This window comes from Citrobacter amalonaticus (assembly GCF_037053465.1).
Taxonomy (GTDB): domain Bacteria; phylum Pseudomonadota; class Gammaproteobacteria; order Enterobacterales; family Enterobacteriaceae; genus Citrobacter_A; species Citrobacter_A amalonaticus_H.
This window is the reverse complement of record NZ_JBALIF010000001.1, coordinates 107,230-122,465: the sequence shown is the minus strand read 5'-3', so window position 1 is coordinate 122,465 and position 15,236 is coordinate 107,230. Positions and strand designations below refer to the sequence as shown.

The following is a 15,236-nucleotide window of genomic DNA, read 5'->3' as shown; positions in this document are numbered from 1 at the left end:
TTTTCATCGGGGCTGTATTTATTACTTTACGTCAATGCGCGCGAGATTTACGCGTCACGGCGACGGCTGGTGCCTTCTTCACGACGCGGGGCGCGGCCTTCACGGCGTTCGCCGCTGAAACGACGTCCATCACCACGGCCACCTTCACGACGCTCACCGCCGAAACCACGACCGCCTTCACGACGCTCGCCACCGAAGCTGCGACCACCGCCACGACGTTCAGTGTGCGGCTGCGCATCGCCCAGCAGTTGCATGTTCATCGGCTTGTTCAGGATACGCGTGCGCGTAAAGTGCTGCAGAACTTCACCCGGCATACCTTTCGGCAGCTCAATAGTGGAGTGTGAAGCGAACAGTTTGATATTACCAATGTAGCGGCTGCTGATGTCGCCTTCGTTGGCGATCGCGCCAACGATGTGACGAACTTCCACACCATCATCACGGCCCACTTCGATACGGTACAACTGCATATCGCCAACATCACGACGCTCACGACGCGGACGCTCTTCACGATCACCACGCGGGCCACGATCGTTACGATCGCGCGGACCACGATCATCACGATCACGGAACTCACGTTTCGGACGCATCGGCGCATCTGGCGGAACAATCAGAGCACGTTCGCCCTGAGCCATCTTCAGCAGAGCGGCAGCCAGAGTTTCGATATCCAGTTCTTCGTCTTCCGCTGTCGGTTGCAGTTTCGCCAGCAGCGCACGGTACTGATCCAGATCGCTGCTTTCCAGTTGCTGCTGAACTTTCGCCGCGAATTTTTCCAGGCGACGTTTGCCCAGCAGTTCTGCGTTCGGCAGTTCAACTTCCGGAATGGTCAGCTTCATAGTGCGTTCGATGTTACGCAACAGACGACGCTCGCGGTTTTCGACAAACAGCAGCGCACGGCCCGCACGACCCGCACGACCGGTACGGCCAATACGGTGAACGTAGGACTCGGAGTCCATCGGAATATCGTAGTTAACCACCAGGCTGATACGCTCAACGTCCAGGCCACGGGCCGCAACGTCGGTCGCAATCAGGATATCCAGACGACCATCTTTCAGACGTTCCAGAGTCTGCTCACGCAGCGCCTGGTTCATGTCGCCGTTCAGCGCGGCGCTGTTATAACCGCTACGCTCCAGCGCTTCCGCCACTTCCAGAGTCGCGTTTTTGGTACGCACGAAGATAATCGCCGCATCAAAATCTTCCGCTTCCAGGAAACGCACCAGCGCTTCGTTTTTACGCATGCCCCAGACAGTCCAGTAGCTCTGGCTGATGTCCGGACGGGTAGTCACGCTCGACTGAATGCGTACTTCCTGCGGCTCTTTCATAAAGCGGCGGGTAATGCGACGAATTGCTTCCGGCATGGTGGCAGAGAACAGAGCGGTCTGATGACCTTCCGGGATCTGCGCCATGATGGTTTCAACGTCTTCGATGAAGCCCATACGCAGCATTTCATCGGCTTCGTCCAGCACCAGACCGCTCAGGCGAGACAGGTCCAGGGTACCGCGTTTTAAGTGATCAAGCAGACGTCCCGGCGTACCGACGACAATCTGTGGCCCTTGACGCAGGGCACGTAACTGCACGTCATAACGCTGACCACCGTACAGGGCAACCACGTTCACGCCGCGCATATGTTTAGAGAAATCCGTCATAGCTTCAGCCACCTGAACCGCCAGTTCGCGGGTCGGTGCCAGCACCAGGATCTGAGGTGCCTTCAGCTCAGGATCAAGATTGTTGAGCAGCGGTAAAGAGAACGCTGCCGTTTTGCCGCTACCGGTCTGGGCCATACCCAGAACATCGCGACCGCCCAGCAGATGCGGAATGCACTCTGCCTGGATTGGAGATGGTTTTTCGTAACCCAGATCGTTAAGGGCTTCAAGGATAGGAGCCTTCAGGCCCAGATCTGCAAAAGTGGTTTCGAATTCAGCCATGTAGTACGTGTGCCTCAAAATTAATGGCGGCCAGTCTACATAACTCATCATGAAATTGATCTGCAATTTTCATTGAAAAGTGTGAACCGGCTCAAAGTAGGTGTATTAACGAACAACAACGCCCTCACCCGTGAAGGTGATGGCAATCAAAAAGATTACGGGCTGATATGTTCGTCAGCTATTGCTGGTCCGATTCTGCCAGGTCATCTTGGTCCTGGCCCTGGAGCGATAATTCCAACAATGCGTATCGGTGCTCAACAAAGTTATGAACGTTGTTAGCCACCGCCAGTTTGAACAATGCCATAGCACTGTCCAAATCCCCCAGACTTAGGTAGTACTTACCTAAATAGAAGTTGGTTTCACTGAGATGCTCAGCGAGCGAGGTGTTATCCGTTGCGTCCGCCTTGAGCCTTTCCATCAGCGTTGCTTCGCTGATGTTGCCCAGGTAGAACTCGACAATGTTCCATCCCCATTGCTCTTTATCCGATTTATCGAAGCGCTGTTTCAGCGCAACTTTCGCCTGTTTCTCATCGAGCTTCTGCTCAGCGAGATAAAGCCACAGGCTGCGGAAAGGATCATTGGGATCGTCTTGATAAAACGCCAGCAGATCATCTTGCGCTAACTTGTCACGACCGCCGTAATACAATGCGATACCGCGATTCAAGTGCGCGTAGTTGTAAGTTGGATCAAGCTCAAGTACAGAATCAAACGCTTCATAGGCAGCATCAAAATTGCCTGCCTGCGTTAAATAAATGCCTAAGTAATTGAATACTTCAGGCATATCGGGTCGGATTGCCAACGCTTGTGAAAAATCATTTCGCGCTAATGCCCTCAGACCGAGACTATCATACAACACTCCGCGCTCATATAAAAGCTGTGCGCGTTCGTCATCGGTTAAAGCCCGACTGGCAAGAATTTGTTCCATGCGTGCCAGAATCACTTCCTGCTGCAAAGTCGGTTGCAATGGTACTGCGAGGACCTCACTTTTACGCCAGGCGGAGTTACTGCATCCTGCCAGCGTGAGTGCTGTCGCAACGAAACACCAGCGCAAAAAAGGCTTCATTTCCCACTCCCGAAGACAACGATAAACTGAACGTCCTGTTCCCCGGTTGCTAACAAGGCGTCCTGCCAGGTTAAAAGCCCTCCGCAAACGCGGAGGGCAAAATAGCAACCTTACTCGCCCTGCTCTGCTACCGGAGCTTCCGGTGCAGCGGCTGGTTGAGATTGCTCAGTGGCTTCTTTAATGCTCAGACGCACACGGCCCTGGCGATCAACTTCCAGAACTTTAACCGGCACTTCCTGACCCATCTGCAGGTAATCAGTCACTTTCTCAACGCGCTTGTCTGCGATCTGAGAAATGTGAACCAGACCTTCTTTACCACCGCCAATGGCAACGAACGCGCCAAAGTCAACGATACGAGTCACTTTACCATTGTAGATGCGGCCCACTTCGATCTCTGCAGTGATCTCTTCGATGCGACGGATAGCGTATTTCGCTTTCTCGCCATCGGTCGCCGCGATCTTCACAGTACCGTCATCTTCGATTTCGATGGTGGTGCCAGTTTCTTCGGTCAGCGCACGGATCACAGAACCGCCCTTACCGATCACGTCTTTGATCTTGTCCGGATTGATCTTGATGGTGTGGATACGCGGAGCGAACTGAGAGATATCGCCGCGCGGCGCGTTGATAGCCTGTTCCATCACGCCCAGGATATGCAGACGCGCGCCTTTAGCCTGATTCAGTGCAACCTGCATAATCTCTTTGGTGATACCTTCAATTTTGATATCCATCTGCAGAGCAGAGATACCGTCGCGGGAACCCGCCACTTTGAAGTCCATATCACCCAGGTGATCTTCGTCGCCCAAGATGTCAGACAGAACGACAAAGTTGTCGCCTTCTTTCACCAGACCCATTGCAATACCAGCAACAGCGGCTTTGATCGGCACACCCGCGTCCATCAGCGCCAGAGAGGCGCCACAGACGGAAGCCATGGAGGAAGAACCGTTAGATTCGGTGATTTCAGAAACCACACGAACGGTATACGGGAATTTGTCCATTTCCGGCATAACAGCCAGAACACCGCGCTTCGCCAGACGACCGTGACCGATTTCACGACGTTTCGGAGAACCGACCATGCCGGTTTCGCCCACAGAGTACGGAGGGAAGTTGTAGTGGAACAGGAAGCTGTCAGTACGCTCGCCCATCAGTTCATCAAGAACCTGTGCGTCACGTGCGGTACCCAGCGTTGCAGTAACCAGCGCCTGCGTTTCGCCACGGGTGAACAGCGCGGAACCGTGAGTACGCGGCAGAACGCCAGTACGCACGTCCAGACCACGGATCATGTCTTTTTCACGACCATCGATACGCGGCTCGCCTGCCAGGACGCGGCTACGAACAACGTTTTTCTCGATCGCGTGCAGGATTTCACCCAGTTCGTTAGCGTCCAGGGTTTCATCTTCTGCAACCAGCGTGGCGATGGTTTCAGATTTGATCACGTCAACCTGAGCATAACGCTCTTGTTTGTCGGTGATACGATAAGCATCGCTCAGACGCGCTTCTGCGAGTGCTGCAACGCGCGCGTTCAGCGCTTCGTTGACAGCTTCCGGCTGCCAGTCCCAACGCGGTTTACCGGCTTCTTTCACCAGATCGTTGATCGCCTGGATAACCACCTGCTGCTGTTCGTGACCGAACACGACAGCGCCCAGCATCTGATCTTCGCTCAGCAGTTCCGCTTCGGATTCAACCATCAGCACCGCTGCTTCAGTACCGGCAACCACCAGATCCAGCTTGCTTTCTTTCAGTTCGTCCTGAGTCGGGTTCAGTACGTACTGGTCATTGATATAACCGACACGTGCGGCACCGATCGGGCCGTTGAACGGAATACCAGACAGAGACAACGCGGCAGAAGCACCGATCATCGCCACGATATCCGGGTTAACCTGCGGGTTAACGGAAACAACGGTCGCGATAACCTGTACTTCGTTTACGAAACCTTCCGGGAACAGCGGACGAACCGGGCGGTCAATCAGACGCGCGATCAGGGTTTCGCCTTCGCTTGGGCGGCCTTCACGACGGAAGAAGCTTCCCGGGATACGACCAGCAGCATAGGTACGCTCCTGATAGTTAACGGTCAGCGGGAAAAAGTCCTGGCCCGGCTTCGCTTTTTTCTGACCCACAACGGTAACGAATACCGCGGTGTCGTCCATGCTAACCATTACTGCGGCAGTAGCCTGGCGGGCCATCATGCCAGTTTCCAGCGTAACGGTATGCTGACCGTACTGGAATTTACGAACGATCGGATTGAGCAAAATAATATCCTTTCTTGTTTTTTGGTGATGCAATGCTGAATCACCGTTAATACCCGATCTTCTGCGCATCCTCGCGACTAATGACAACCCTAACCCATATGATATTGGGTAAAGCCTCTCATTAGCCGCGCGAACCTCTGCGACGGAAGATCATTCATAGCAACAATACAATAGTTTCCCGTGAATTGCTGCCATCTGCTTGAAAAAAGGGGCCATGAAGGCCCCCTTTTTTGAAACTCGCAAGAATTAGCGACGCAGACCCAGACGCTCGATCAGCGCGGTGTAGCGTGCAACATCTTTACGCTTCAGGTAATCGAGCAGTTTACGACGCTGAGAAACCATACGCAGCAGACCACGACGGCTGTGGTGATCTTTTTTGTGCTCTGCAAAGTGACCCTGCAGGTGGTTAATCTGTGCAGTCAACAGAGCAACCTGAACATCGGTAGAACCGGTGTCGTTTGCGTCACGACCAAACTCAGAAACGATTTTAGCTGTAGCTTCAGTACTTAGAGACATTATAAAACTCCAAAGTATTAAGAATGAAAGGACGCCGATCTCTAATTCAGCGGTCCCAGTGTACGTTGCATGATGTGTTAAAACATTCACGCGACGTTAAGCGGCAGTATTCTACTCGTAGCGTCTTCTTATCGCAAGACGAACCCGTGCTATGCTGGATATTCAACCACTAATCGACGAGGCGCTACGCGACCTTCGTCATCGATCTCACCCATGCCGATAAACTTAGCGTCATCGCCTTCCGTAACGCGAACCAGCCCTTCCAGCGGCGCGCCGCTGGTACGAACCGGATTGCCATTTTTAAAATAAACAGAAGAGGTTAACGGCAGATTTACCACAGGGTAGTCCGAAGCCGGACTGTCCATTGGCATCAGCAAAGGATCCAGTAATTGCGCCGCGGGAATCCCCTGCTCCTCAGCCTGATCAACCAGTTCACGCAGACGATCCAGCGTGACCATACGATCCACCGGATATTTGCTGACCGTCAGGCGCCGCAGGAAGATCACGTGCGCACCGCATCCCAACGCTTCACCCAGATCGTCAATGATGGTGCGAATATACGTCCCTTTCGAGCAGTGAACTTCCAGTTCAAGCTCATCGCCTTCATGGCGAATAAACTGTAGCTCATAGACGGTAATTGGCCGGGCTTCGCGCGGCACTTCAATGCCCTGACGCGCATATTCGTACAGTTTTTTCCCCTGATACTTCAACGCCGAATACATCGACGGAATCTGCTCGATGTCTCCCCGGAAGGTATCGAGTGCTGCAGCGAGTTGTTCGGGAGTGAAAGTAACAGGACTTTCCTGCACGATTTGCCCATCGGCATCAGAGGTGTCAGTACGTTGACCCAAACGCGCAATCACCCGATAACGCTTATCGGAATCCAGCAGGTACTGCGAAAATTTTGTCGCTTCTCCGAGACAAACTGGCAGCATGCCTGTTGCCAACGGATCCAGCGCTCCGGTATGCCCGGCGCGATTGGCGTTATAGATGCGTTTTACTTTTTGCAGGACGTCATTGCTGGACATGCCCTGCGGCTTGTCCAGCAACAGGACACCGTGAATGTCGCGACCACGACGACGAGGACGACTCATTAGTCCTCCTTGCTGTCGTCCGGGTTGACACGACGTTCTTCGTCATGTTTAACCACGTTGGTCACCAGATTCGACATCCGCATCCCTTCCACCAGCGAGTTATCGTAGAAGAAGGTCAGCTCCGGAACGATACGCAGGCGCATCGCTTTTCCCAACAGGCTGCGGATGAATCCGGAGGCTTCCTGTAACGCTTTGATGCCCGCTTTTACCGCGTCTTCATCTTTATCATTCAGGAAGGTGACATACACTTTGGCATACGCCAGATCGCGAGACATTTCGACACCGGAAACGGTGGTCATCATGCCCAGACGCGGATCTTTAATTTCGCGTTGCAGGATGATTGCGATCTCTTTTTGCATCTCCTGCGCCACGCGCTGCGGGCGACCAAATTCTTTCGCCATAATAAATTCTCCAGACAAAAAAGGGGCAATCAGCCCCTTTTGAAAATTATTGCCGGGTGGCGCTTTGAAGCCTGATGACGCTACGCTTATCAGGCCTACAACCCGGACGTAGGCCCGGTAAACACAGTGCCACCGGGCATAACGAAGATTAAGCGATGGTACGTTGGATCTCGATGATCTCGAACACTTCGATCATATCGCCAACGCGAACGTCGTTGTAGTTCTTCACGCCGATACCACATTCCATGCCGTTACGAACTTCGTTAACGTCATCTTTGAAGCGGCGCAGGGATTCCAGCTCGCCTTCATAGATAACCACGTTGTCACGCAGGACGCGGATTGGGTTGTGACGTTTAATCGTCCCTTCGGTAACCATACAGCCCGCGATGGCACCAAACTTCGGTGATTTAAACACATCACGCACTTCAGCCAGACCGATGATCTGCTGTTTCAGTTCCGGAGACAGCATACCGCTCATTGCCGCTTTCACTTCGTCGATCAGGTTATAGATGACGGAGTAGTAGCGCAGATCCAGGCTTTCAGATTCAATCACTTTACGCGCAGAGGCATCTGCACGAACGTTGAAGCCGACCAGAATCGCGTTGGATGCAGCCGCCAGGGTCGCGTCGGTTTCGGTGATACCACCAACACCAGAACCGATAATCTTCACTTTCACTTCGTCAGTAGACAGTTTCAGCAAGGAGTCGGAGATCGCTTCCACAGAACCCTGAACGTCGGCCTTCAGGACGATGTTCACTTCGTGAACTTCGCCTTCGTTCATGTTGGCAAACATGTTTTCCAGTTTCGATTTCTGCTGACGAGCCAGTTTCACTTCACGGAATTTACCCTGACGGTACAGCGCAACTTCACGTGCTTTCTTCTCGTCACGAACAACGGTCACTTCATCACCGGCAGCCGGAACACCGGACAGACCCAGGATTTCCACTGGAATAGACGGACCTGCTTCCAGCACTTCCTGACCCAGTTCGTTACGCATCGCACGAACGCGGCCATATTCGAAGCCACACAGCACGATATCGCCTTTATGCAGCGTACCTTCACGAACCAGAACAGTCGCAACCGGACCACGACCTTTATCCAGGAAGGATTCGATGACCGCGCCGCTCGCCATACCTTTACGGACAGCTTTCAGTTCCAGGACTTCGGCCTGCAGCAGGATGGCATCCAGCAGTTCGTCGATACCCGTACCCGCTTTCGCAGAAACGTGTACGAACTGGCTCTCGCCGCCCCACTCTTCCGGCAGAATGCCGTACTGGGACAGTTCGTTTTTAACGCGATCCGGATCCGCTTCTGGTTTATCAATTTTGTTCACTGCCACCACAACCGGCACACCTGCCGCTTTCGCGTGCTGGATAGCTTCGATAGTCTGCGGCATGACGCCGTCGTCGGCTGCAACGACCAGAACAACGATATCCGTTGCCTGAGCACCACGAGCACGCATGGAGGTAAATGCGGCGTGACCCGGGGTATCCAGGAAGGTGATCATACCGTTGTCAGTTTCAACGTGGTAAGCACCGATGTGCTGAGTAATGCCGCCCGCTTCGCCAGAGGCCACTTTCGTTGAACGAATGTAGTCAAGCAGAGAGGTTTTACCGTGGTCAACGTGACCCATGATGGTCACCACTGGCGCACGCGGTTCAGCCGCAGCACCGGTATCACGGTCGCTCATTACCGCTTCTTCCAGCTCGTTCTCACGACGCAGGATAACTTTGTGGCCCATCTCTTCGGCAACCAGCTGTGCGGTTTCCTGGTCGATGACCTGGTTGATGGTAGCCATTGCGCCCAGTTTCATCATCGCTTTGATGACCTGAGAACCTTTCACTGCCATCTTGTTCGCCAGATCGCCCACGGTGATGGTTTCGCCAATCACAACGTCACGGTTAACCGCCTGCGCTGGCTTCTGGAAGCCCTGTTGCAGTGCGGAACCTTTACGCTGCTTACCGCCTTTACCACCGCGAACCGCAGCGCGTGCTTCTTCACGATCGGCTTTGGATTCAGCGTGTTTGTTACCTTTTTTCGCCGGACGTGCGGCTTTTGTGTTGCGACCACGGCCACGACCGCCTTCAACTTCACGATCGTTTTCGTCTTCAGCCTGGCGAGCATGCTGAGAAGTGGTGACGTGATAATCGCTGGTGTCTTCAGTCGGCTCCGCGTTTTCCGCCCACTTGTTCTCTTCCGCCATGCGGCGAGCTTCTTCCGCCACGCGACGCGCTTCTTCTTCAAGCTTGCGACGGGCTTCTTCTTCCGCTTTACGCTTCAGCTCGGCAGCTTCATTTTCACGGCGGGCTTTTTCGGCCTGGGCGGTTTTGGTCATATCGTCAGTCTGTTGATTGCTCACTTTGTCTTTTTCCGCAGCTTCGCGTTTCGCTTTTTCAGCGGCGTCACGCTTAGCTTGTTCTGCGGCCTCACGGTCAGCTTTTTGTTGCGCCTCGCGTTTGGCCATTTCTTCTGCCTCACGACGGGCTTGCTCTTCCGCTTCACGCTGCGCTTGCTCTTCCGCGGCAAGGCGTTCAGCCTCTTGCGGATCGCGTTTCACAAAGGTGCGCTTCTTGCGGACTTCGATTTGTACCGATTTACTTTTTCCACCGGTACCAGGAATATTCAGGGTGCTGCGTGTTTTACGCTGCAGCGTCAACTTGTCCGGGCCAGAACCATTCTCACGGTTCAGGTGCGCCAGTAAAGTCTGTTTTTCTTGTGCGGACACAGAGTCATCAGCAGACTTCGGGATACCGGCATCAGCGAATTGCTGTACCAGGCGATCCACGGAGGTCTGTATCTCTGCGGCCAGCGCTTTTACGGTTACATCTGTCATGCTGTTCCTTCCTGCTACAGTTTATTACGCTTCGTCGCCGAACCAGCAAATATTACGGGCAGCCATAATCAGCTCACCGGCTTTTTCGTCGGTCAACCCTTCGATATCAGCCAGATCATCAATGCCCTGCTCGGCGAGATCTTCCAGCGTACAAACACCACGGGCAGCCAGTTTGAAAGCCATATCACGATCTAATCCTTCCAGATTCAGCAGATCGTCAGCCGGCTTGTTATCACCGAGGCTTTCTTCCTGGGCCAGTGCCAGAGTGGTCAGTGCGTTTTTAGCACGCTCACGCAGTGCTTCAACGGTCGGCTCATCAAGGCCGTCAATTTCCAGCAGTTCTTTCATTGGCACGTAAGCCAGCTCTTCCAGGGTAGCAAACCCTTCTTCAACCAGAACTGTGGCGAACTCTTCATCAATGTCGAGATACTTGGTGAAGGTATCGATGGCGGCATGAGCTTCAGCCTGATGTTTAGCCTGGAGGTCATCAACGGTCATTACGTTGAGTTCCCAGCCGCTTAACTGCGAAGCCAGGCGGACGTTCTGACCATTACGTCCAATTGCTTGCGCCAGGTTGCCCGCTTCAACAGCGATATCCATGGTGTGTTTATCTTCATCCACCACGATAGACGCAACGTCAGCTGGCGCCATCGCGTTAATCACGAACTGCGCCGGGTTATCATCCCACAGGACGATATCAATGCGCTCGCCGCCCAGCTCGGTCGAAACTGCCTGAACGCGCGCACCACGCATACCCACACACGCACCGACCGGGTCGATACGCTTGTCGTTGGTTTTCACCGCGATTTTCGCACGTGAGCCCGGATCGCGAGCCGCGGCTTTAATTTCAATCACTTCTTCGCCAATTTCTGGCACTTCGATGCGGAACAGTTCGATCAGCATTTCCGGTTTGGAACGGGTCACGAACAATTGCGCGCCGCGCGCTTCAGGGCGAACAGAGTAAAGAACGCCACGAATACGGTCGCCAGGACGGAAGTTTTCACGCGGCAGCATATCTTCACGCAGGATCACGGCTTCAGCATTGTTGCCCAGATCCAGAGAGATGTTGTCGCGGTTCACTTTCTTCACCACGCCAGTGATGATTTCACCTTCGTGTTCACGGAACTGATCGACAACCATCGCGCGTTCAGCTTCACGAACTTTCTGTACGATAACCTGTTTTGCGGTCTGGGTCGTGATACGGTCAAAGGTCACAGATTCGATCTGATCTTCAACGTAATCGCCCAGGTTCAGGCTTTCGTCTTCAAAACGCGCGGCTTCCAGCGTGATTTCTTTCGTCGGCTGGGTCACTTCTTCAACAATCAGCCAACGGCGGAAGGTATCAAAATCACCGCTCTTACGATCGATTTCTACGCGAACGTCAATCTCTTGTTCATATTTTTTCTTTGTCGCTGTCGCCAGCGCGCTTTCCAGCGCTTCAAAAATTTTCTCGCGTGGCAGCGCCTTTTCATTGGATACGGCTTCAACAACAGCCAAAATTTCTTTGTTCATCGCGGGCTTTTCACCTCATCCAGACTGTTAAAAGTGGGGAACCAGGTTCGCCTTCTGGATATTACTCAGCGCGAACACTTCATCTTTTCCTTCGACTGTGACAGTGATCATTTCACCATCCACCGCTTTTATAACGCCCTGCCATTTACGGCGGTTCTGTACCGCCATGCGGAGTACCAGCGAAACTTCTTCACCCAGGAAACGCGCATAGTGTTCAGCAGTGAACATAGGGCGATCGAGACCCGGTGAGGAGACTTCCAGGTTGTAAGCCACAGTAATGGGATCTTCAACGTCCAGTACCGCGCTCACCTGGTGGCTCACATCAGCACAATCATCAACATTGATGCCATCTTCACTATCAATATAGATGCGCAGTGTGGATGTGCGACCGCGAATAAATTCGATGCCGACCAGCTCGTAACCTAAGGCTTCAACTGGCGCTGTAATCATCTCTGTTAATTTTTGCTCTAATGTGGACAAGCCCACCCCCAAGACATAAAAAAAGGGCTTAAAGCCCAGTTATTCTGCAGTCAGATAACAAAAAACCCCGATAAATCGGGGCTTTAGATAACTGAACCCTATAACCGCAACTGCGGTCTGGAGAACCTTCCGAAAGAATTTTTTCAAATCCAGCTACGAAGTCCATATAGTCTTCACAGTATATTTGAAAAAAAACTCTAAGGGAAAGTGGTTGCGGGGGCCGGATTTGAACCGACGACCTTCGGGTTATGAGCCCGACGAGCTACCAGGCTGCTCCACCCCGCGCCTGAAACGTGGCAAATTTTACTCGTTTTGGGTAAAAGATGCAAATACTGCTGGGATTTGGTACCGAGGACGGGACGTAAAATCTGCGCCCATTATAATGATTAGCCTCTCATTGTGTCAACCTTGTTAACAACCTCATATGCACACCGTTATCAGCCTTATTTACGGAAAAAACCACTAAACTCTTCCTGTCTACTTAAAAAGATGATTAAATGAAAACTCATTTATTTTGCATAAACATGCACTGAGAGTAGAAAGCTGTTCTCACCATCAGTCTATCAAGCAGGGTTCTATTTTATGACGACGATTCTCAAGCATCTCCCAATAGGTCAACGTATTGGTATCGCTTTTTCCGGCGGTCTGGACACCAGCGCGGCACTGCTGTGGATGCGACAAAAAGGCGCTGTCCCTTATGCATATACGGCGAATCTGGGTCAGCCAGACGAGGAGGATTATGATGCAATTCCTCGTCGTGCAATGGAATACGGTGCCGAGAACGCTCGTCTGATTGACTGCCGTAAGCAACTGGTTGCAGAAGGTATCGCAGCGATTCAGTGTGGCGCATTCCATAACACCACTGGCGGGCTGACCTATTTCAATACCACGCCGTTGGGTCGTGCGGTGACCGGTACCATGCTGGTGGCAGCGATGAAAGAAGACGGCGTTAACATCTGGGGCGACGGCAGCACCTATAAAGGAAACGATATCGAACGTTTCTACCGTTATGGTCTGCTGACCAACGCTGAACTGCAGATTTACAAACCGTGGCTGGATACGGATTTTATCGATGAACTGGGCGGACGCCATGAAATGTCCGAGTTCATGATTGCCTGCGGTTTCGACTATAAGATGTCCGTCGAAAAAGCCTACTCCACGGACTCCAACATGCTCGGCGCAACGCATGAAGCCAAAGATCTCGAATTTCTGAATTCCAGCGTCAAGATCGTCAATCCAATCATGGGCGTCAAGTTCTGGGATGAGAGCGTCAAGATCCCGGCGGAAGAGGTCACTGTGCGTTTTGAGCAAGGTCATCCGGTGGCATTAAACGGAAAAACCTTCAGCAACGATGTGGAGATGATGCTGGAAGCCAACCGCATCGGCGGTCGTCACGGTCTGGGCATGAGCGACCAGATTGAAAACCGTATCATCGAAGCGAAAAGCCGTGGTATCTATGAAGCCCCGGGGATGGCGCTGTTGCACATCGCCTATGAGCGTCTGCTGACCGGCATTCATAACGAAGATACCATCGAGCAATATCATGCACACGGCCGCCAGTTGGGTCGTCTGCTGTATCAGGGACGCTGGTTTGACTCGCAGGCGCTGATGTTGCGTGATGGGCTGCAACGTTGGGTTGCCAGCCAGATAACCGGCGAAGTCACGCTGGAGCTGCGTCGCGGTAACGACTATTCCATCCTGAATACCGTGTCAGATAACCTGACCTACAAGCCAGAACGTCTGACTATGGAAAAAGGGGACTCCGTGTTCTCACCGGACGATCGCATTGGGCAATTAACCATGCGTAACCTGGATATCACCGACACCCGCGAGAAGCTGTTCGGCTATGCGCAATCGGGTCTTCTGACCGCCTCGTCAGCGACCGGCTTACCGCAGGTTGAAAACCTGGAAAGCAAAGCGAAGTAAGCTAACGGTGTTCCGGGGGCTATAAATCCCCCCTTATAAATGAAAAAGGCGCTATGCAGGTAGCGTCTTTTTTATGGGACCTTTTTGTCAAAAGTAAAACAGCGTTGCCACAACCTCTTGTACCGACTCTTACTGGAGGAAACACATTAAAATACGTTGGTTAAATTTTGTCACTCTGACAGCCCGAAAGGGCCTTATATAATTTTAAATGTCAGATAACCAGTCCTTGAGACAAGTCGTCAACATCTAAAAATCAATTATTAACCATTACAAACGCACCACCCATCAAAAAAATTCAGCACAAAAACCTGCCTATTCCTTATATATAGAAATATAATTCCAAAAAAATCATTTAAGAGAGTTTTCGTTCCCTTTTTTTCTCTTCACAATTATTGTTTGGATGTCATGTTGTTATGACAATCTTCGATAAACATTAACGATTAAGATTTAATTTCATTACGAAATTACTCTCCCTTAATTATGGTTTTCGAATAAGAGTCATCATAGTGACGGGAAATACTTAATTAGTTTTTTCTATGCACCACATATTCCATGTCATATGGATATGACCTGTGCCATTTTTCTTAATATGAAGAATGGCTGTTTTTTAAATATAGAAATTAGGAATACTATGAAAAAATTAGCGCTAATTTTATCTCTGGCAACCGGTTGTGGTTTAGCCGCACAGGCTCAGGCTGCAGCAACCGGCACCGTCACTTTTAACGGTTTACTGACAGCAAATACCTGCGACGTAACGGTTGACGGTCAGGCTGCCGATGCGACCATCACCCTACCAACCGTTGGCATTGCCCAACTGAGCGCCCCAACGAATACCGCTGGCGAAACCGGTTTTGTCATGGCGCTGGAAAACTGCACTGGCGGTACGCTGACAACCGCCTCAGCGTTCTTCGAAGCCGGTCCATCGGTTGATCTGACAACAGGCCGTCTGAAAAATACCTCTTCAGGTGGTGCAACCAATGTCAGTCTGCAGCTTCTGGATGGTTCCAGCGCCTCTCGTTCTGTCATCAACGTGGGTAATACCGATCAGACCACTGACACGGCCTATGTCAGCATCAGTAGCGGTAGCGCAGTCCTGCCCTACTCCGTTCGTTACTACGCGGAAGGTACCACAACGCCAGGCGTTGTCACCAGTAACGTTGTCTACTCCATTAAGTACCAGTAATTCAGTTGCTTGTAAGAAGGGGGGAGCGGGAAAGTCTCCCCCTTATTGTTCTGCATAAGG

General features: G+C 52.2%; 12 protein-coding genes and 1 tRNA gene. 2 read left to right on the top strand and 11 right to left on the bottom strand.

Translation table 11 applies throughout. The features are described 5' to 3' along the window. Nucleotides 1–47 precede the first annotated feature (47 nt). The 11 genes from deaD to WB371_RS00535 form a co-directional block, all read right to left on the bottom strand. Nucleotides 48–1,922, bottom strand: coding sequence for an ATP-dependent RNA helicase DeaD (gene deaD / locus WB371_RS00585; protein ID WP_336218194.1), 1,875 nt, complete (start codon nucleotides 1,920–1,922; stop codon nucleotides 48–50). Then, nucleotides 1,915–1,995: a protein YrbN gene (yrbN, locus tag WB371_RS00580; protein WP_010723222.1), complete on the bottom strand. Its 81-nt coding sequence runs from the start codon at nucleotides 1,993–1,995 to the stop codon at nucleotides 1,915–1,917. The genes deaD and yrbN overlap by 8 nt, the downstream gene beginning before the upstream one ends. Before the next feature lie 105 nt (nucleotides 1,996–2,100). Next, entirely contained in the window at nucleotides 2,101–2,985 is an 885-nt protein-coding gene (nlpI, locus tag WB371_RS00575) for a lipoprotein NlpI (RefSeq protein WP_336218193.1), read from the bottom strand. A 110-nt stretch (nucleotides 2,986–3,095) separates the two neighbouring features. Then, nucleotides 3,096–5,231, bottom strand: a complete 2,136-nt coding sequence (gene pnp, locus WB371_RS00570; protein ID WP_336218192.1) for a polyribonucleotide nucleotidyltransferase — start codon at nucleotides 5,229–5,231, stop codon at nucleotides 3,096–3,098. Nucleotides 5,232–5,477: 246 nt separating this feature from the next. Beyond that, on the bottom strand, nucleotides 5,478–5,747 hold the full coding sequence (rpsO, locus tag WB371_RS00565) for a 30S ribosomal protein S15 (RefSeq protein WP_000059465.1): 270 nt from the start codon (nucleotides 5,745–5,747) through the stop codon (nucleotides 5,478–5,480). A gap of 149 nt (nucleotides 5,748–5,896) precedes the next feature. Continuing rightward, nucleotides 5,897–6,841 (bottom strand): tRNA pseudouridine(55) synthase TruB, encoded by a 945-nt coding sequence (gene truB / locus WB371_RS00560; protein WP_336218191.1) that lies wholly within the window; start codon nucleotides 6,839–6,841, stop codon nucleotides 5,897–5,899. Then, nucleotides 6,841–7,242: a 30S ribosome-binding factor RbfA gene (gene rbfA, locus WB371_RS00555; RefSeq protein ID WP_001040201.1), complete on the bottom strand. Its 402-nt coding sequence runs from the start codon at nucleotides 7,240–7,242 to the stop codon at nucleotides 6,841–6,843. Before rbfA ends, truB begins: the two co-directional genes overlap by 1 nt. 148 nt (nucleotides 7,243–7,390) lie before the next feature. After that, a complete protein-coding gene (gene infB, locus WB371_RS00550; protein WP_336218190.1) occupies nucleotides 7,391–10,075 on the bottom strand; it encodes a translation initiation factor IF-2 in 2,685 nt (894 codons plus the stop codon). Nucleotides 10,076–10,099: 24 nt separating this feature from the next. Further along, nucleotides 10,100–11,587 (bottom strand): transcription termination factor NusA, encoded by a 1,488-nt coding sequence (gene nusA, locus WB371_RS00545; protein WP_336218189.1) that lies wholly within the window; start codon nucleotides 11,585–11,587, stop codon nucleotides 10,100–10,102. 27 nt (nucleotides 11,588–11,614) lie between these two features. After that, the gene (gene rimP, locus WB371_RS00540) at nucleotides 11,615–12,067 is read right to left on the bottom strand and encodes a ribosome maturation factor RimP (protein WP_146050966.1); all 453 of its coding nucleotides are present in this window, start codon (nucleotides 12,065–12,067) and stop codon (nucleotides 11,615–11,617) included. Nucleotides 12,068–12,275: 208 nt separating this feature from the next. Then, nucleotides 12,276–12,352: transfer RNA gene (locus WB371_RS00535), tRNA-Met, on the bottom strand. Nucleotides 12,353–12,649: 297 nt separating this feature from the next. Between WB371_RS00535 and argG the strand changes: the two genes are divergently transcribed. Together argG and WB371_RS00525 are read left to right on the top strand one after the other, a co-directional pair. Next, the gene (argG, locus tag WB371_RS00530) at nucleotides 12,650–13,993 is read left to right on the top strand and encodes an argininosuccinate synthase (RefSeq protein ID WP_336218188.1); all 1,344 of its coding nucleotides are present in this window, start codon (nucleotides 12,650–12,652) and stop codon (nucleotides 13,991–13,993) included. Between the two features lie 631 nt (nucleotides 13,994–14,624). Further along, nucleotides 14,625–15,176: a fimbrial protein gene (locus WB371_RS00525; RefSeq protein ID WP_336218187.1), complete on the top strand. Its 552-nt coding sequence runs from the start codon at nucleotides 14,625–14,627 to the stop codon at nucleotides 15,174–15,176. The last annotated feature ends 60 nt before the right edge of the window (nucleotides 15,177–15,236 follow it).

Coding starts and splice junctions, on each gene's coding strand:
- nusA (WP_336218189.1), bottom strand. CDS start 11,587: ATGAACAAAGAAATTTTGGCTGTTGTTGAAGCCGTATCCAATGAAAAG.
- truB (WP_336218191.1), bottom strand. CDS start 6,841: ATGAGTCGTCCTCGTCGTCGTGGTCGCGACATTCACGGTGTCCTGTTG.
- rpsO (WP_000059465.1), bottom strand. CDS start 5,747: ATGTCTCTAAGTACTGAAGCTACAGCTAAAATCGTTTCTGAGTTTGGT.
- deaD (WP_336218194.1), bottom strand. CDS start 1,922: ATGGCTGAATTCGAAACCACTTTTGCAGATCTGGGCCTGAAGGCTCCT.
- argG (WP_336218188.1), top strand. CDS start 12,650: ATGACGACGATTCTCAAGCATCTCCCAATAGGTCAACGTATTGGTATC.
- nlpI (WP_336218193.1), bottom strand. CDS start 2,985: ATGAAGCCTTTTTTGCGCTGGTGTTTCGTTGCGACAGCACTCACGCTG.
- yrbN (WP_010723222.1), bottom strand. CDS start 1,995: ATGAAAATTGCAGATCAATTTCATGATGAGTTATGTAGACTGGCCGCC.
- rbfA (WP_001040201.1), bottom strand. CDS start 7,242: ATGGCGAAAGAATTTGGTCGCCCGCAGCGCGTGGCGCAGGAGATGCAA.
- infB (WP_336218190.1), bottom strand. CDS start 10,075: ATGACAGATGTAACCGTAAAAGCGCTGGCCGCAGAGATACAGACCTCC.
- WB371_RS00525 (WP_336218187.1), top strand. CDS start 14,625: ATGAAAAAATTAGCGCTAATTTTATCTCTGGCAACCGGTTGTGGTTTA.